We start from the raw sequence: 15,996 nt of genomic DNA, 5'->3' as shown, positions 1-15,996 counted from the left end.
TAATTGTTCCGATTATTCGGATTTTGATGCTCAAAGTTCACGAATTGGCTTTTTAGCTTCGCTTGATACTGATTGGGTAGAAAGCGTTGAAAATTTCGTTGGCACAAGATCGCTGAAGTCAGAAAATCTCGATGCATCCATTTTGTGGAAGCGTCCACACGGCAAGGTTGGTTTCACAAAAGCGACAACATCGCTTTAGGCGCGCTTTCTTTGTTGGAAAGCCGGGCATCGGCCAACTCAACCTTGAGCGTTTGGAGTTTTGGCCGCTAACGTCACAGCGTTTGATGTTGGACGTGTGTTTGCTCGATGATTTTGCATAAAATGTTGCTGAAATATTTTGGTAAAAAATCATTGTGAAACAATCGGCTACGAAACTAACAAGCGCCTCAAGCGGGACTGTCAACGCGCGGCATTTTTGTTATGCGGCAGGTTTTTGTGGTTAATTTGGTATGCGTTAAGTTGGGTTGTGCGTTGCCAGCCCCTTAGGTGGGCGTTAGTTTCTATCAAGATAATTCGTAAATATTGGTGATAATTGTTCCGATAATTTGGCTTTTGGCGCTCAAAGTTTACGAATTGGCTTTTTAGCTTCGCTTGATACTGATTAGGTAGAAAGCGTTGAAAATGTCGTTGGCACAAGATCGCTAAAGCCAACAAACCTTGATGCATCCATTTTGTGGAAGCGTCCACACGGCAAGTTTGGTTTCACAAAAGCTGCAACATTGCTGTGAGTGCGCTTTCTTTGTTGGAAAGCCGGTCATTGGCCAACTCAACCTTGATCGTTTTGAGTTTCCTCTGCCAACTTCACAGCGTTTGATGCGGGACGTGTTTTTGCTCGATGACTTTGCATAAAATGTGGTTCAAATATTTTGGTGAAAAATCATTGTGAAACAATCGGCTACGAAACTAACAAGCGCCTCAAGCGGGACTGTCAACGCGCGGCATTTTTGTTATGCGGAAAGTTTTGTGATTAATTTGTTATGCGTTAAGTTGGGTTGTGCGTTGCCAGCCCCTTAGGCGGGCGTTAGTTTCTATCAAGAAAATGCATAAAATTTGCGTTAATGGTTTCGATAATTCGGATTTTGGTGCTCAAAGTTTACGAATTGGCTTTGGTGCTTTACTTGATGCTGACTAGGTAGAAAGTGTTGAAAATGTCGTTGGCACAAGATCGCTAAAGCCAATAAACCTCGATGCATCCATTTTGTGGAAGCGTCCACACGGCAAGTTTGATTTCACAAAAGCAGCAACATTGCTGTGAGTGCGTTTTCTTTGTTGGAAATCTGCTGATTGGCCAACTCAACCTTGAACGTTTTGAATTTTGGCAGCGAACTTCACCGCGTTTGATGTTGGACGTGTGTTTGCTCGATGATTTTGCATAAAATGTTGCTGAAATATTTTGGTAAAAAATCATTGTGAAACAATCGGCTACGAAACTAACAAGCGCCTCAAGAGGGACTGTCAACGCGTAGCATTTTCGTTATGCGGTGATTTTTGTGATTAATTTGGTATGCGTTAAGTTGGGTTGTGCGTTGCCAGCCCCTTAGGCGGGCGTTAACTGGCAAAATGGAAATGCCAAAAGCACCTGAGCAAAAGGAGTTTGCAAATGTTTCGTTGTGGGCAATGCCGTCATTTCGAAAGAGCTAAAAATAATCTCAAGGATCTTTGTGGTGCTTGGGAACAACCTACGACTGCAACGCGTGAAGCTTGCGGATTTTTCATGCTCAGAAAACCAGCCCGAGATGTGAAAACACCAAACGAAGAATAGAGTAATTTTCTTTGTGTTGGTTGAAAGTGCAGTGAAAATCATAAGCACTGGCCAGTTAACAAACGCCTCAAGCGGGACTGTCAACGCGTGGCGTTTCCAGTCCCAATGAGCCGCGGGGGTTACGGTTGTTGTGATTGAGTTTAGTGGTAATGCGTTGTCAGCCCCTTAGGCGGGCGTTAGTTTCTATCAAGATAATTCGTAAATATTGGTGATAATTGTTCCGATTATTCGGCTTTTGATGCTCAAAGTTCACGAATTGGCTTTTTAGCTTCGCTTGATACTGATTGGGTAGAAAGTGTTGAAAATGTCGCTGGCACAAGATCGCTAAAGCCAATAAATTTCGACGCATCCATTTTGTGGAAGCGTCCACACGGCAAGTTTAGTTTCGGAAAAGCTGCAACATCGCTGTGAATGCGTTTTCTTTGTTGGAAAGCTGGTTATTGGCCAACTCAACCTTGATCGTTTTGAGTTTTGGCCGCTAACTTCACAGCGTTTGATGCTGGATGTGTTTTTGCGCTATGACTTTGCATAAAATGTGGTTCAAATATTTTGGTGAAAAATCATTGTTAAACAGTCGGCTACGAAACTAACAAGCGCCTCAAGAGGGACTGTCAACGCGCGGCATTTTTGTTATGCGGCAGGTTTTCGTGGTGAATTTGGTATGCGTTAAGTTGGGCTGTGCGTTGTCAGCCCCTTAGGCGGGCGTTAGCCGTCTGAAAGCTTGCTATGCTCATAGTGATAGAATAGTATCACTTTTGTTTTTCTTTGGAGCGGCAGGAATGAAAGTAGAACTTGTGACGTCATTGAAACGTCAAGCAACGAAGATCCTTGCTGATCTTCATCATACAAAAGAGCCAGTATTAATCACAGAGCATGGAAAGCCGTCAGCGTATCTTATCGACGTGGATGATTATGAGTTTATGCAAAATCGTTTAGCGATCCTTGAAGGTATTGCTCGTGGTGAGCGAGCGTTAGCCGATAGCAGAGTTGTTACGCATCAAAATGCTAAGGACAGAATGTTAAAATGGCTGAAATAATTTGGACGGAACCGGCTCTATCCGATCTGAATGATATTGCGGAATATATAGCCCTTGAAAATGTCATAGCAGCTAAACTCTTGGTACAAACGGTCTTCGCAAAGGTTGAGCGCTTAGCTGATTTTCCAGAGTCTGGACGTATTCCCTCAGAGCTAGAGCATCTCAACTATCGTGAAGTGGTTGTTAATCCGTGTCGTATTTTCTACAGCTATGATGATAAACAGGTTTGTATTCTTTTTGTTATGCGTGCGGAAAGGGATTTGCGTCGATTAATGCTGACTAAACAGTAGGTTTGGTAAAAACGGCTAACAAACGCCTCAAGAGGGACTGTTAACGCTCGGCGTTTTCGTAATACTTTAGTTTTTGTGATTAATTTGATATGCGTTAAGTTTGTTTGTAGCGTTACCAGCCCCTTAGGCGGGCGTTAGGTGAAGGTCAGTGGATTTTAACAGGGACAGTTTTATGAAATGGTTTTTAATTTTTTGGATTGCAATCGCAAGCTGCTTTTCGATTAGTTTGCATGCAAATGATGTCATTTTACAAAAAGCTTATAAATCGCAACAAAGCGACCTTCAGGTTCGAGGCATTGGACAGGTTGTGAAAGTACTGCCTGATGATAATGACGGTTCAAAGCACCAAAGATTTATTTTAAAACTCAATAGCGGACAAACATTACTTGTTGCTCACAATATTGATTTAGCGCCGAGAATTCCGAATTTGAAGGTCGGGGATAGTGTTGAGTTTTACGGTGAATACGAATGGAATAAAAAAGGTGGAGTTCTTCATTGGACTCACAAAGATCCTAAAAATCGTCATGCTCATGGTTGGTTAAAACACAATAGACAGGTGTACGAATAAATTCACCTAACAAGCGCCTTAAGCGGGACTGTCAACGCGCGGCATTTTTGGTGTGCTGTAATTTTTGTGATTAATTTGGTATGCGTTAAGTTGGTTTGTGCGTTGCCAGCCCCTTAGGCGAGCGTTAGTTTCTATCAAGAAAATTCATAAAATTTGCGTTAATGGTTTCGATTATTCGGCTTTTTGCGCTCAAAGTTTACGAATTGGCTTTGGTGTTTTATTTGATGCTGATTAGGTAGAAAGCGTTGAAAATGTCGTTGGCACAAGATCGCTAAAGCCAACAAACCTTGATGCATCCATTTTGTGGAAGCGTCCACACGGCAAGTTTGGTTTCACAAAAGCTGCAACATTGCTGTGAGTGCGTTTTCTTTGTTGGAAATTCGGTTATTGGCCAACTCAACCTTGATCGCTTTGAGTTTTGGCAGCCAACTTCACAGCGTTTGATGCTGGACGTGTGTTCGCTCGATGACTTTGCATAAAATGTGGTCCAAATATTTTGGTGAAAAATCATTGTTAAACAATCGGCTACGAAACTAACAAGCGCCTCAAGAGGGACTGTCAACGCGCAGCATTTTTTGTATGCGGTGATTTTTGTGATTAATTTGCTATGCGGTGAGTTGGTTTGTGCGTTGCCAGCCCCTTAGGCGAGCGTTATGCTTAGCTTGATTTAATTCAGGATGTAAAATGGTGCTTACTTTCGATAGATGTTGAGTACAGTTCTTCTGATAGGATATATTTCATAGTTTCAAAAGGATTATAAATGAAATCATCATTTTTTTTAGCTATATCATTTGTTTTGTTGGTTAGTGGTTGTTCATCTATAAATGAGATTCCTGCTAGTCCTGTTGAAGTAAAGATAGATTCCTTTGATTCCAATAGAGTAATTGTCAGCGTAGAATCGATATTCGGATATGGTGATAATGTCGCAAGCATTTTAAATCTTAGATGGAATTCTGATCAGAATCATATTCAAATTGATGCAATTGTTCCAGTTATTGATAATGTTAGTAAATTAACAATTAATGCAGACGGTGATGTATTTGAAGTGCGTCCATGCAGCAGTTTAACGAATTATAGCAGTGCTATTTACAGTCCAACTGCAATGTTCGGACAGGCGTCTTTCGTAGAAATGCCTTGGTCACATCGAACGTTTTGTTTATCTGCTGAACAATACCGGAAAATATCTAAATCACATTTGGTAAAGACGAAAATTTCTACAATGAGTAAATACTGGGTGGGAAGATTTTCACCTACGGGCTCGCCAGAGGTAAATAATTCGACGGCTCATGTTAAAGCTTTCGGCGATTTTTCGAATGCATTGCGTGTTAATGGTGGTTTTGAGTAGAGCAAAGGTATTGGTTGTACATTGCTTTGTGATTACTACCAATATGTAGGTTACATTGTCACGCCAAGCATAACAAGCGCCTCAAGCGGGACTGTCAACGCGCGGCATTTTTTTTATGCGGCAGGTTTTTGTGGTTAATTTGCTATGCGGTGAGTTGGTTTGTGCGTTGCCAGCCCCTTAGGCGAGCGTTAGCCGTCATCAATCAACAAAATTTGCCTAACGAGTAAAAAGGGTGTAATTTTTACTCATGATTAAATTTGAATTTGATGAAAACAAAAGCAGAAGTAATCTCGAAAAACATGGTATCGATTTTCATACCGCTCAAGGATTGTGGAATGATTCAGATCTTATCGAGATCCCTGCTAATACGAGTGATGAACCAAGATATTTGGTTGTCGGCTTACTAAACGGTAAGCATTGGTCAGGTGTCATTACCTACCGAGGCATGAATATCAGGCTCATCTCAGTTCGGCGTTCACGGAAAGCGGAGATAAACCTTTATGAAAGCGCATGAATTTGATGCTAAGTTTGAAAGTGACGACGATGACATCTTAATGGATTTGGATTTGTCGCAAGTAAAAAGGCCAATGCATAAGCAAAAACGAGTCAATGTCGATTTTCCAGCGTGGATGCTTGAGTCTTTAGACCGAGAAGCCAATCGTGTAGGTGTAACACGTCAATCAATCATTAAAATTTGGCTAGCAGAAAGGCTAGAAAGTGTTTCTCATCATGCAAGTGTGAGATAAACGGCTAACAAAGCATTTAAGAGGGACTCACAACGCGTGGCATTTTTGTCATGCGTTTCTTTTTGTGATTAAGGAGTTATGCATTAAGTATTTTTGTGCGTTGTTCGCCCCTTAATGCGGCGTTAGGTGAATGGTCAGTGGATTGAACAAGGACAGTTTTATGAAATGGTTTTTAGCTTTTTGGCTCGTTCTCACAAGCTGTTTTTCGGTTAGCTTGTATGCCAATGACGCCGTTTTACAACAAGCTTATCAATCGCAGCAAAGTGACTTGCAAGTTCAAGGACTTGGACAAGTAGTAAAAGTGTTGCCCGACGACAATAATGGTTCGAGGCATCAAAAATTCATCTTAAAGCTCAATAGCGGACAAACATTGCTGGTTGCTCATAACATCGACTTAGCACCGAGAATTCCGAACTTGAAAGTTGGCGATAGTGTTGAGTTTTATGGTGAATACGAATGGAACAAAAAGGGTGGGGTTCTTCACTGGACTCATAAAGATCCTCAAAATCGTCATGCTCATGGTTGGTTGAAACACAATGGGCAGGTGTACGAGTAAATTCACCTAACAAACGCCTCAAGAGGGACTGTTAACGCTCGGCGTTTTTGTAATACTTTGCGCTTTGTGATTAATTTGTTATGCGTTAAGTTTGTTTGTAGCGTTACCAGCCCCTTAGGCGGGCGTTAAGTTTCTAAATTGACATTCGTTATAATTGTTAAAAAAGGAGATAGTTGGTTGAATAGTGTTTTCCCCCAATGGTTTGTAGATATAGCGACATTTACTACAGTCATTGGCTTTTTTCTTACACTTTGGCTTCTATACGAAGCTAGGCATATTCGGAACTCTTTTTTTGCGGCGAGCAAGGTTGCCGCAAGTAACAAAAGAACTAAAAGCGGTGTCCAAAACGTTATCTTCACACTTAAAGAGTTGGGGTACTCAAAAGGAAGATGCAAGAAACCAGCTTTCAATTAGTAGAGCTTTACTTGAAAACTTAATACCTAAACTTCCAAATGAAGAACAGAAAAAATGTAAGGCATTTGTTAAACAATTGAAGCCACGAAAGTGGTTGATAATAAAAGATAGTTTATCCTCCGTTGATGAAGATCAAGCGTGGGAATTATATACAGAGCTGAGTGCAATAACTACAATGCTCATACAGTTAGAAAAAGATTCGAAGTGGGATTAATATGAGTGCCAATGAAAAAGCGATAAAGCTGATAACTAAGCTAAACCGAGAAACTTCTAAAGGTGAAGTGAAGTGGGGTGCTGAAACTCCACCGAAGGCACTAACCACAGCAACTGAAAGCGAAGTTTTTGTGTACTTTGAGGCTAAATACAAAGACAAATACGTGGCTGTATTCGAAAGAAAGTCAAAGTACTTTTACGATGAACATGAGTTCTACTGGAGTGAATCTCAAGTATTCGCTGTCCTTGACCGTCAACAACGCATCTTGCTTGAGTTCGAGGAAAACTCCCCAGCTCTTAGTGATCTAATGGCAACTGTTCGCGAGCAAGTCGCAGATCTTGATGGGTTGTTGGACGACTTGCTAGATTAGAAACTTAACAAACTGTTTAAGAGTGATTCGCAACGCGTGGCGTTTTTGCTATGCGTTGCGTTTTGTGTTTAAGGTGGTATGCGGAAGCTTCGGTATTGCGTTGCTCACACCTTAACAGGGCGTTATGTGTTTTCTAGCTAGTCACAATTGAAATAAGCACATAAAATTGGTCAATTTGTTTCCAATTTGGTTTTTAGCATGAATAGATCAAGTATGTTTGGGATTGTGGCCTCACTGTCAGGATTAGCAGCTTTAATCTTTACTATGATGGAAGGTTCACATTTTCCAGTAATTCAATGGCCATACGAAGCATATCAAGGCTTAGTGTTTTCGTTTGTTTGGGGCTTTGGTGTATCTGCGACGGTTGGATATTTACTGTCAATTCTAGTTTTCGTTGGTATTGCGGTGGTTTGCTTTGCAGTAGGGCATAAAATATCGCGTAGCATATTTGGTTCAAACCAACTTTAGCTTAGTGTTCATACACATAACAAACGCCTCAAGCGGGACTGTCAACGCGCGACATTTTCGTTATGCGGCAGGTTTTGTGATTAGTTTGGTATGCGTTAATTTGGGCTGTGCGTTGCCAGCCCCTTAGGCGGGCGTTAACTGGCAAAGCGGAAAATCAATCAACATTTTAGAAAAGGAATTTACGAATGTTTCGCTGTGGTCAATGCCGACATTTTGAGCGAGCAAAAAACAATCTCAAAGATTTGTGTGGGGCTTGGGATCAACCAATGATAGCAACGCGTGAAGCTTGCGGATTTTTCACACTCAGAAAATTGGTGCGAGATCCGAAAACTTCAAACGAAGCGCAACGTGATGATTTGCATAGGTGAAATGTTCGGTGGAAATCCTCAGCTCTGGCCAGTTAACAAACGCCTCAAGAGGGACTGTTAACGCGCAGCATTTTTGTAATGCTTTGAGCTTTGTGATTAATTTGGTATGCGTTAAGTTGGGTTGTGCGTTACCAGCCCCTTAGGCGGGCGTTAGCCCACACGAGAAAATGTAAGAGTAGAGCAAGATGATAAAAGGTAGAGTTACAGAGTGGAATGATTCAAAAGGCTATGGATTTATTTCAGCTCAGAACGGAGATCTGAAAGTTTTTCTTCATATATCAACGGTGAATAGTAAAGCGCGACGCCCAAAGATTGATGATGAGGTTAAATTTGAGATCAGCGAAGATAATAAAGGGCGCTACAATGCTAGTAATGTGACGATTCTTGGGGGAGATAATATTCCATTCACAATATTGTTTGGCTTTATTTACTTAGTTTTAGCGATGTTAGCGATTATTGTGTTCGGTGGTGAAAGATTATTTATACCAGCATATATCCTGATGTCATTTTTTACTTATATTATGTATGCAAAAGATAAAAATGCAGCTCAGAATCGTAAATGGAGAACACCAGAAAGCACATTGCATTTTTTATCATTAATCGGTGGTTGGCCAGGAGCGCTATGTGCACAGACTCAATTTTGTCACAAGTCTAAGAAGCAGCCATTTAAGACCATATTATGGCTAACAATATTTGCAAATATTGGCATTTTTGTTTGGAGTTTTACTCCATCTGGTTCATTTTTAGTGCAAAAATTGATAAACCAAATACTACAGTGGATGCCGTGAAATGTGGGCTAACAAACGCCTCAAGCGGGACTGTCAACGCGCGGCATTTGTTGTATGCGGTGATTTTTGTGGTTAATTTGTTATGCGTTAAGTTGGTTTGTGCGTTGTCAGCCCCTTAGGCGGGCGTTAACTGGCAAAGCGGAAAATCCATTAACATTTGAGAAAAGGAATTTACGAATGTTTCGTTGTGGCCAATGCCGACATTTTGAACGAGCGAAAAATCATCTCAAAGATTTGTGTGGAGCTTGGGATCAACCAACGATAGCAATGTGTGAAGCTTGCGGATTTTTCACACTCAGAAAATTGGTGCGAGATCCGAAAACTTCACACGAAGCGTAAAGTGATGATTTGCATTGGTGAAATGTTCGGTGGAAATCCTCAGCCCTGGCCAGTTAACAAACGCCTCAAGAGGGACTGTCAACGCGTGGCGTTTCCAGTTCCAATGAGCCGCGGTGGTTACAGTTGTTGTGTTTGAGTTTAGTGTTAATGCGTTGCCAGCCCCTTAGGCGGGCGTTAACTGGCAAAGCGGAAAATCTATCAACATTTGAGAAAAGGAATTTACGAATGTTTCGTTGTGGCCAATGCCGACATTTTGAACGAGCGAAAAATCATCTCAAAGATTTGTGTGGAGCTTGGGATCAACCAACGATAGCAACGCGTGAAGCTTGCGGATTTTTCACACTCAGAAAATTGGTGCGAGATCCGAAAACTTCAAACGAAGCGTAAAGTGAAGGTTTGTATTGATGAAATTTTCAGTGGAAATCTTCAGCCCTGGCCAGTTAACAAGCGCCTCAAGCGGGACTGTCAACGCGTAGCATTTTTTGTATGCGGTGATTTTTGTGATTAATTTGCTATGCGGTGAGTTGGTTTGTGCGTTGCCAGCCCCTTAGGCGGGCGTTAACTGGCAAAGCGGAAAATCTATCAACATTTTAGAAAAGGAATTCACGAATATTTCGTTGTGGTCAATGCCGATATTTTGAACGAGCGAAAAATCATCTCAAAGATTTGTGCGGAGCATGGGATCAGCCAACGATAGCAACACGTGAAGCTTGCGGATTTTTCACACTCAGAAAATTGGTGCGAGATCCGAAAATTTCAAATGAAGCGTAAAGTGATGATTTGCATTGGTGAAATGTTCGGTGAAAATCATCAGCCCTGGCCAGTTAACAAACGCCTCAAGAGGGACTGTTAACGCTCGGCGTTTTCGTAATACTCTGGGCTTTGTGATTAATTTAGTATGCGTTAAGTTTGGTTGTAGCGTTACCAGCCCCTTAGGCGGGCGTTAACAGTATTGAGGAAATTTCGTGGCTGATTACATAAATAAAAACATTCTTAGTCAGGCGTATATTCACGTTGAGCCAGCGGGAATTGAAACTGAAGAACAGCTTGAAGCGTTCAAAGAAAGCATAAGAGCTTTTGCGTTAAGTCGTACAGAGTTTTTCTTATCTGAAGGGCTTGATATAAATATTGAGTTTGAAGAAGGGTCGATTAAAACACGAGTAACTGTTATCGGTACATTAATGCTTCTACTACAAGGCATTAGCTCATACAAAGATTTTAGAGAAGGTCTTCAACTGCTCTATTCGGACTCAAAGTGGTTGTGTAGTGGTACGGTGAATTTGGTCACTTAATTAGAGGTGATATTATCATCTCATAAGTTAATAGGTGACATTATGACAAAACGTACAAGACGGCTATTTAGTGCCGAATTCAAACTGGAAGCGGCACAATTAGTGCTTGATCAAAACTACTCAGTGACTGAAGCGGCTCAAGCCATGAATGTAGGTAAATCTACGATGGATAAGTGGGTTCGCCAATTAAAACAAGAGCGCCAAGGCAAAGCACCCAAAGCGTCACCAATGACGCCTGAGCAAATTGAAATTCGTGAATTAAAAAAGAAGCTCGCTCGTCTTGAAGAGCATAATGAAATATTAAAAAAAGCCACGGCTCTCTTGATGTCGGACTCACTGAACAATTCTTGATGATCAAGAAACTCAAGCAGAGCCACAGCATAAAAACATTATGCGAAGTCTTCAATGTTCATCGAAGCAGTTATAACTATTGGCTGAAACGGCCAACAGAAATAAAGGCGGAAACCGTAAAACTTCGTAGTTTGATTAGCGAAGCTTATACGGCAAGCAATGGTTCTGCAGGAGCAAGAACCATTGCTGATATTGTAACAAACCAAGGCGTGAGTCTGAGTCGTTACCGAGCAGCAAAGCTGATGAAAACGCTGGGATTAGTGAGTTGCCAAGTCCCAAAACATCGTTACCGTAAAGCCTCACAAGAGCATATTGAAATCCCGAATCACTTAGATCGTCAGTTTGCTGTCACGGCACCAAATGAAGTCTGGGTGGGTGACGTGACCTATATTTGGACGGGAAATCGTTGGATGTATTTAGCAGTAGTCATCGACCTTTTTGCTCGAAAAGTGATTGGTTGGGCAATGTCAGTATCACCTGATACACGATTAACAGGCAAAGCGCTTTCGATGGCTTATGAGTCTCGTGGAAAGCCTAAAGGCGTCATGTTCCACAGTGATCAAGGCAGTCACTATACGAGTCGTCAATACCGTCAATTACTGTGGCGTTTTCAAATAAAACAAAGTTTATCTCGCCGAGGAAATTGCTGGGATAATGCGCCGATGGAGCGCTTCTTTAGAAGCTTGAAAACGGAATGGGTTCCAACAGTAGGTTATCGTAGCTTTGCAGAGGCTCAACAAGAGATCATCCGCTACATTATTGGATATTATAGCCAGCTCAGGCCGCATCAGTATAACGGTGGCTTGACACCCAATGAGTCAGAACGATTGTATTGGGAAAACTCTAAAACCGTGGCCAATTTTAGTTGACCACTACAAAGTATATACAAACTCACCCAGATGTTGATCCAATGTCACTTGCAATTCACTTCCAAACTGGTAACCCAAGCTTATACAAAGAAGTTAGTAATTTTGTAGGTACTGACGTAATTAAAGATATTCTATATATCCATACTAATACGGGTGATAGCAGCGTAGATTGCAAAGATTTTAGTGAGCTGTTAATTGCAGTATTACATCAAAATATTCTGCATATATCCGATGTTAAGTTCTCAAACCCACTTGAGCCTATGAAACCATCAGAGAGGCAGTCTGAATTTCAAGCATTTCGTGGACTCAATTTATTTGGGGAGTTGGTCGACCGTTGCGTTACATATTCTAAAGAGCACAATTTAGACAGAATCTGTCTAACAGCAGCACATATTTCACTTGTTCCATTTTTTGAAAAATATGGTTTTGTTGTGGACGACACTCCAACAGGGAAGCTGGGCATGGCTCATGGTTCGAGCATCCCCATGACAAGACTCGTGTAGAGGTTACATAACAAACTGTTCAAGAGGGATTCGCAACGCGTGGCATTTTTACTATGCGTTGGTTTTGGTGTTTAAGGTGGTATGCGGCGGCTTTTGTATTGCGTTGCTCACCCCTTAACAGGGCGTTATATTTTTTAGGAGGTATAGTGACATCACTCAGTAAAGCTCAAAGCTTAGAATGTGGGGAAATAGTAACTCCGGAAACAGCAGACCTATATTTTCAGCAGGGAAAAATTACGGATAAGCGAAAATTCATCTGTGTTGGGGATGGCTGTGGCTGTTTAATTACTTGTGTAAATATCGACAAGCCATTATCAAAACGTAAAGTAGACCCATATTTTCGAACTGTGGATCTTCACTCTGACTCCTGCAATATTTACGAGACCAATTATCTGAACACAACAGATCTTGGTGATATGGCTCATGTCCCTGATGAGCAGAAGAAAAGTGAAAATGAGCCTGACTTGTTTTTCATGGAACGCCCTAAGAGCCACTTTATTGAAACAAGGGTAAATCCGGGAGTTGAAGGCGTGGAGACTGTAACTAAAATTATGGGTAAACCTGTAGGTTATATTAAGCACCTATCTCCTTCGAATATCTATCACTTGGGCTCATTGGTTGGTAAGTACTACAAATACCAAAAATTGGGTTTACTCAAAAAGAGAGCAATCAAAATTGGTGAAAATTCATACGCATATAGTGAATTATTTAAACGAATTAAAGATCAAGATTTTGTAAATTCTGAAGTGATTGAGCAAAGAGCTCGTGTTTACTGGGGGCTTGTCGAGAGTGTCGTGCGACTAAAAAATGGGGATGTTAAAGTTCAATTTTCTGAGTCTGCTCGTTTTAAAACCGCACGAACTAAAGTTAGTGTCGTTATTAGAAGCTCGATTTTAAAAAATTATCGCTTCAAGCGGCCTATTGTAGAAAGTATTGAGGGCTCAATAGGTATCGATAAAAACCAGTTAGTTGCCTATGTTTATGGAGTTCCCAAGTTGATAATTAACGATCATCTATATCTGAATTTTAGTCCGTTTAACTTAGACTTATTCGAAATAAAAAAAATATAACAAAGCGTTCAAGAGGGATTCATGCCGCGTGGCATTTTTGGTATGTGTAGTGGTCAACTAAAATTGGCCACGGTTTTAGAGTTTTCCCAATACAATCGTTCTGACTCATTGGGTGTCAAGCCACCGTTATACTGATGCGGCCTGAGCTGGCTATAATATCCAATAATGTAGCGGATGATCTCTTGTTGAGCCTCTGCAAAGCTACGATAACCTACTGTTGGAACCCATTCCGTTTTCAAGCTTCTAAAGAAGCGCTCCATCGGCGCATTATCCCAGCAATTTCCTCGGCGAGATAAACTTTGTTTTATTTGAAAACGCCACAGTAATTGACGGTATTGACGACTCGTATAGTGACTGCCTTGATCACTGTGGAACATGACGCCTTTAGGCTTTCCACGAGACTCATAAGCCATCGAAAGCGCTTTGCCTGTTAATCGTGTATCAGGTGATACTGACATTGCCCAACCAATCACTTTTCGAGCAAAAAGGTCGATGACTACTGCTAAATACATCCAACGATTTCCCGTCCAAATATAGGTCACGTCACCCACCCAGACTTCATTTGGTGCCGTGACAGCAAACTGACGATCTAAGTGATTCGGGATTTCAATATGCTCTTGTGAGGCTTTACGGTAACGATGTTTTGGGACTTGGCAACTCACTAATCCCAGCGTTTTCATCAGCTTTGCTGCTCGGTAACGACTCAGACTCACGCCTTGGTTTGTTACAATATCAGCAATGGTTCTTGCTCCTGCAGAACCATTGCTTGCCGTATAAGCTTCGCTAATCAAACTACGAAGTTTTACGGTTTCCGCCTTTATTTCTGTTGGCCGTTTCAGCCAATAGTTATAACTGCTTCGATGAACATTGAAGACTTCGCATAATGTTTTTATGCTGTGGCTCTGCTTGAGTTTCTTGATCATCAAGAATTGTTCAGTGAGTCCGACATCAAGAGAGCCGTGGCTTTTTTTAATATTTCATTATGCTCTTCAAGACGAGCGAGCTTCTTTTTTAATTCACGAATTTCAATTTGCTCAGGCGTCATTGGTGACGCTTTGGGTGCTTTGCCTTGGCGCTCTTGTTTTAATTGGCGAACCCACTTATCCATCGTAGATTTACCTACATTCATGGCTTGAGCCGCTTCAGTCACTGAGTAGTTTTGATCAAGCACTAATTGTGCCGCTTCCAGTTTGAATTCGGCACTAAATAGCCGTCTTGTACGTTTTGTCATAATGTCACCTATTAACTTATGAGATGATAATATCACCTCTAATTAAGTGACCAAATTCACCGTACCACTACAATGTGTTCTCTCATTTTTTGGAACACTATTTTTCTTAAATATAGATATTCCAGATCTTATCATGCTCGATCATGTGCCAGACGAACTTATAGAGCCTATTTTTTCAATAATTTCCTTAAATTTGGATGCTAGTTTTACACCTCCTAAAAAGGGGAATAATGGTTGGGAATCACGTTTTGTAATGAAAGATGGTTGGTTCTGGCTACTGCGTTTAAACAACTTAAAAAGCTATGCATATATGCTTTTTAATAAATCTGGAGAGCAAGTTCATAGAATTGACTCGGCACCTGATCATCCAGATGTTCCTTTTGGACCTGCTCACCAACATATATTTCCAAATAAAAATAATCATAAAGTTGAACCAAGTTTCACCTATGGTATTCCAATTTTCGATTTTCCTTTGTTGCATAAGACTAAGAAAATGCATCAAACTTCGCTATAACAAAGCATTTAAGAGTGATTCGCAACGCTTGGCAGTTTCGCTTCGCTCAAGTATAGCCAAGCGCTGCTCACACCTTAATGCGGCGTTATGTGAATGGAGAAAATAATGTCTTCAGTTCCAGAATCAAAAGATGAGTTGCTCACGGCTATAAATTCTATATTCCCGAAACTTATGGTCGATTATCGGAGTGTTCCTGCATCAATGGCACGTCAGTGTGAAATTGAAGGTAACGTAAAAGGAACACAAATTAGCGTTTGTGACACTGTCGCTTATCTTATTGGTTGGGGAAACTTGGTCTTGAAATGGCACAGTTTGAAGTCACAAGGTTTGCCAGTCGATTTTCCTGACACGGGTTATAAATGGAATCAGCTTGGATTGTTGGCGGTCAGTTTTCACGATCAGTACCGTGATTGGCAATACGAGGACTTGCTTAAGGAGTTAGACTCAACAATAAACAAGCTTATCTTGTTAGTCGCAAGTTTAAGCAATGAAGAATTGTATGAAACGACATGGTATGAACAATGGACATTTGGTCGAATGATCCAGTTCAACACGTCATCACCAATGAAGAATATGCGAGCAAAAGTTAGGCGCTTTAACAAAAACAACAGGCTTCGGTAGGTAATTCACATAACAAACGCCTAAAGAGGGACTGTTAACGCGCAGCATTTTTGGTGTGCTGTGATTTTTGTGATTAATTTGGTATGCGTTAAGTTTAATTGTAGCGTTACCAGCCCCTTAGGCGGGCGTTAACTGGCTAAGCGGAAAATCAATCAACATTTGAGAAAAGGAATTTGCGAATGTTTCGTTGTGGTCAATGTAGGCATTTTGAGCGAGCGAAAAACAATCTCAAAGATTTGTGTGGCGCTTGGGATCAACCAACGATAGCAACGCGTGAAGC

At 41.1% G+C, this 15,996-nt stretch carries 24 protein-coding genes; 23 read left to right on the top strand and 1 reads right to left on the bottom strand.

Annotated elements, in window-relative coordinates:
- Positions 1-131: 131 nt before the first annotated feature.
- The 21 genes from OOK74_RS12565 to OOK74_RS12420 all read left to right on the top strand — a co-directional run bounded on the left by OOK74_RS12565 (position 132) and on the right by OOK74_RS12420 (position 13,350).
- On the top strand, positions 132-320 hold the full coding sequence (locus tag OOK74_RS12565; protein ID WP_278183511.1) for a DUF645 family protein: 189 nt from the start codon (positions 132-134) through the stop codon (positions 318-320).
- Positions 321-696: 376 nt separating this feature from the next.
- Entirely contained in the window at positions 697-849 is a 153-nt protein-coding gene (locus OOK74_RS12560; protein WP_278183588.1) for a DUF645 family protein, read from the top strand.
- Positions 850-1,223: 374 nt separating this feature from the next.
- Positions 1,224-1,376, top strand: coding sequence for a DUF645 family protein (locus OOK74_RS12550; RefSeq protein WP_278183587.1), 153 nt, complete (start codon positions 1,224-1,226; stop codon positions 1,374-1,376).
- Between the two features lie 723 nt (positions 1,377-2,099).
- Positions 2,100-2,294, top strand: coding sequence for a DUF645 family protein (locus OOK74_RS12545; protein ID WP_278183586.1), 195 nt, complete (start codon positions 2,100-2,102; stop codon positions 2,292-2,294).
- 247 nt (positions 2,295-2,541) lie between these two features.
- Complete coding sequence (locus OOK74_RS12540) at positions 2,542-2,799, top strand: type II toxin-antitoxin system Phd/YefM family antitoxin (RefSeq protein WP_278183509.1); 258 nt, start codon at positions 2,542-2,544, stop codon at positions 2,797-2,799.
- Complete coding sequence (locus OOK74_RS12535; RefSeq protein WP_278183508.1) at positions 2,787-3,089, top strand: type II toxin-antitoxin system RelE/ParE family toxin; 303 nt, start codon at positions 2,787-2,789, stop codon at positions 3,087-3,089. The genes OOK74_RS12540 and OOK74_RS12535 overlap by 13 nt, the downstream gene beginning before the upstream one ends.
- A 172-nt stretch (positions 3,090-3,261) precedes the next feature.
- The gene (locus OOK74_RS12530) at positions 3,262-3,657 is read left to right on the top strand and encodes a DUF3465 domain-containing protein (RefSeq protein WP_278183507.1); all 396 of its coding nucleotides are present in this window, start codon (positions 3,262-3,264) and stop codon (positions 3,655-3,657) included.
- Positions 3,658-3,983: 326 nt separating this feature from the next.
- Positions 3,984-4,136: a DUF645 family protein gene (locus tag OOK74_RS12520; RefSeq protein ID WP_278183584.1), complete on the top strand. Its 153-nt coding sequence runs from the start codon at positions 3,984-3,986 to the stop codon at positions 4,134-4,136.
- A 281-nt stretch (positions 4,137-4,417) separates the two neighbouring features.
- Positions 4,418-5,002 carry a hypothetical protein gene (locus OOK74_RS12510; RefSeq protein WP_278183506.1) on the top strand — a complete coding sequence of 195 codons (585 nt, stop codon included), beginning with the start codon at positions 4,418-4,420 and terminating at the stop codon, positions 5,000-5,002.
- Between the two features lie 247 nt (positions 5,003-5,249).
- The gene (locus tag OOK74_RS12505) at positions 5,250-5,516 is read left to right on the top strand and encodes a BrnT family toxin (RefSeq protein ID WP_274722968.1); all 267 of its coding nucleotides are present in this window, start codon (positions 5,250-5,252) and stop codon (positions 5,514-5,516) included.
- A complete protein-coding gene (gene brnA, locus OOK74_RS12500; RefSeq protein WP_274722969.1) occupies positions 5,503-5,748 on the top strand; it encodes a type II toxin-antitoxin system BrnA family antitoxin in 246 nt (81 codons plus the stop codon). The genes OOK74_RS12505 and brnA overlap by 14 nt, the downstream gene beginning before the upstream one ends.
- Before the next feature lie 160 nt (positions 5,749-5,908).
- Entirely contained in the window at positions 5,909-6,304 is a 396-nt protein-coding gene (locus tag OOK74_RS12495; RefSeq protein WP_278183505.1) for a DUF3465 domain-containing protein, read from the top strand.
- A 307-nt stretch (positions 6,305-6,611) separates the two neighbouring features.
- Positions 6,612-6,932 carry a hypothetical protein gene (locus OOK74_RS12485; RefSeq protein ID WP_219602343.1) on the top strand — a complete coding sequence of 107 codons (321 nt, stop codon included), beginning with the start codon at positions 6,612-6,614 and terminating at the stop codon, positions 6,930-6,932.
- Position 6,933: 1 nt separating this feature from the next.
- Positions 6,934-7,302, top strand: coding sequence for a hypothetical protein (locus tag OOK74_RS12480; RefSeq protein WP_278183504.1), 369 nt, complete (start codon positions 6,934-6,936; stop codon positions 7,300-7,302).
- A 198-nt stretch (positions 7,303-7,500) separates the two neighbouring features.
- A complete protein-coding gene (locus tag OOK74_RS12470; protein WP_278183503.1) occupies positions 7,501-7,770 on the top strand; it encodes a hypothetical protein in 270 nt (89 codons plus the stop codon).
- Between the two features lie 185 nt (positions 7,771-7,955).
- Positions 7,956-8,138: a hypothetical protein gene (locus OOK74_RS12460; protein ID WP_278183501.1), complete on the top strand. Its 183-nt coding sequence runs from the start codon at positions 7,956-7,958 to the stop codon at positions 8,136-8,138.
- A 185-nt stretch (positions 8,139-8,323) separates the two neighbouring features.
- Positions 8,324-8,926, top strand: coding sequence for a cold shock and DUF1294 domain-containing protein (locus OOK74_RS12450; protein ID WP_278183500.1), 603 nt, complete (start codon positions 8,324-8,326; stop codon positions 8,924-8,926).
- Between the two features lie 1,304 nt (positions 8,927-10,230).
- Complete coding sequence (locus OOK74_RS12440; protein ID WP_278183498.1) at positions 10,231-10,557, top strand: hypothetical protein; 327 nt, start codon at positions 10,231-10,233, stop codon at positions 10,555-10,557.
- Between the two features lie 42 nt (positions 10,558-10,599).
- Positions 10,600-11,777 (top strand): IS3 family transposase gene (locus OOK74_RS12435; RefSeq protein WP_274723735.1). Its coding sequence is split into 2 segments (ribosomal slippage): positions 10,600-10,858 and positions 10,858-11,777, totalling 1,179 coding nucleotides; the frame shifts between segments, so codons are not numbered across the junction.
- A gap of 41 nt (positions 11,778-11,818) precedes the next feature.
- On the top strand, positions 11,819-12,280 hold the full coding sequence (locus OOK74_RS12430; RefSeq protein WP_278183497.1) for a GNAT family protein: 462 nt from the start codon (positions 11,819-11,821) through the stop codon (positions 12,278-12,280).
- A 146-nt stretch (positions 12,281-12,426) separates the two neighbouring features.
- Positions 12,427-13,350 (top strand): hypothetical protein, encoded by a 924-nt coding sequence (locus OOK74_RS12420; protein WP_278183496.1) that lies wholly within the window; start codon positions 12,427-12,429, stop codon positions 13,348-13,350.
- A 53-nt stretch (positions 13,351-13,403) separates the two neighbouring features.
- On the opposite strand, the gene OOK74_RS12415 is transcribed toward OOK74_RS12420, so the two are convergent.
- Positions 13,404-14,581, bottom strand: a protein-coding gene (locus OOK74_RS12415) for an IS3 family transposase (protein WP_274723735.1) whose coding sequence is annotated in 2 segments (ribosomal slippage) — positions 13,404-14,323 and positions 14,323-14,581 — 1,179 coding nt in all. Because the reading frame shifts where the segments join, the coding sequence is not laid out codon by codon here.
- 133 nt (positions 14,582-14,714) lie between these two features.
- Here OOK74_RS12415 and OOK74_RS12410 point away from each other — a divergent pair.
- Both OOK74_RS12410 and OOK74_RS12405 read left to right on the top strand, forming a co-directional pair.
- Positions 14,715-15,095, top strand: a complete 381-nt coding sequence (locus OOK74_RS12410) for a toxin-antitoxin system TumE family protein (RefSeq protein WP_278183495.1) — start codon at positions 14,715-14,717, stop codon at positions 15,093-15,095.
- A 105-nt stretch (positions 15,096-15,200) separates the two neighbouring features.
- Complete coding sequence (locus tag OOK74_RS12405) at positions 15,201-15,716, top strand: ClbS/DfsB family four-helix bundle protein (RefSeq protein ID WP_278183494.1); 516 nt, start codon at positions 15,201-15,203, stop codon at positions 15,714-15,716.
- Positions 15,717-15,996: the final 280 nt, after the last annotated feature.

Source organism: Vibrio misgurnus (genome assembly GCF_029635775.1).
Taxonomy (GTDB): domain Bacteria; phylum Pseudomonadota; class Gammaproteobacteria; order Enterobacterales; family Vibrionaceae; genus Vibrio; species Vibrio chanodichtyis.
Note: the sequence above shows the minus strand (reverse complement) of the source record. Positions and strands in the feature narration are given on the sequence as shown.

Excerpts from the sequence above, each read along its gene's own strand:
- OOK74_RS12565 (WP_278183511.1), top strand. The coding sequence starts at position 132 with ATGCATCCATTTTGTGGAAGCGTCCACACGGCAAGGTTGGTTTCACAA.
- OOK74_RS12540 (WP_278183509.1), top strand. The coding sequence starts at position 2,542 with ATGAAAGTAGAACTTGTGACGTCATTGAAACGTCAAGCAACGAAGATC.
- OOK74_RS12535 (WP_278183508.1), top strand. The coding sequence starts at position 2,787 with ATGGCTGAAATAATTTGGACGGAACCGGCTCTATCCGATCTGAATGAT.
- OOK74_RS12530 (WP_278183507.1), top strand. The coding sequence starts at position 3,262 with ATGAAATGGTTTTTAATTTTTTGGATTGCAATCGCAAGCTGCTTTTCG.
- OOK74_RS12510 (WP_278183506.1), top strand. The coding sequence starts at position 4,418 with ATGAAATCATCATTTTTTTTAGCTATATCATTTGTTTTGTTGGTTAGT.
- OOK74_RS12505 (WP_274722968.1), top strand. The coding sequence starts at position 5,250 with ATGATTAAATTTGAATTTGATGAAAACAAAAGCAGAAGTAATCTCGAA.
- brnA (WP_274722969.1), top strand. The coding sequence starts at position 5,503 with ATGAAAGCGCATGAATTTGATGCTAAGTTTGAAAGTGACGACGATGAC.
- OOK74_RS12495 (WP_278183505.1), top strand. The coding sequence starts at position 5,909 with ATGAAATGGTTTTTAGCTTTTTGGCTCGTTCTCACAAGCTGTTTTTCG.
- OOK74_RS12480 (WP_278183504.1), top strand. The coding sequence starts at position 6,934 with ATGAGTGCCAATGAAAAAGCGATAAAGCTGATAACTAAGCTAAACCGA.
- OOK74_RS12470 (WP_278183503.1), top strand. The coding sequence starts at position 7,501 with ATGAATAGATCAAGTATGTTTGGGATTGTGGCCTCACTGTCAGGATTA.
- OOK74_RS12460 (WP_278183501.1), top strand. The coding sequence starts at position 7,956 with ATGTTTCGCTGTGGTCAATGCCGACATTTTGAGCGAGCAAAAAACAAT.
- OOK74_RS12450 (WP_278183500.1), top strand. The coding sequence starts at position 8,324 with ATGATAAAAGGTAGAGTTACAGAGTGGAATGATTCAAAAGGCTATGGA.
- OOK74_RS12430 (WP_278183497.1), top strand. The coding sequence starts at position 11,819 with ATGTCACTTGCAATTCACTTCCAAACTGGTAACCCAAGCTTATACAAA.
- OOK74_RS12410 (WP_278183495.1), top strand. The coding sequence starts at position 14,715 with ATGCTCGATCATGTGCCAGACGAACTTATAGAGCCTATTTTTTCAATA.
- OOK74_RS12405 (WP_278183494.1), top strand. The coding sequence starts at position 15,201 with ATGTCTTCAGTTCCAGAATCAAAAGATGAGTTGCTCACGGCTATAAAT.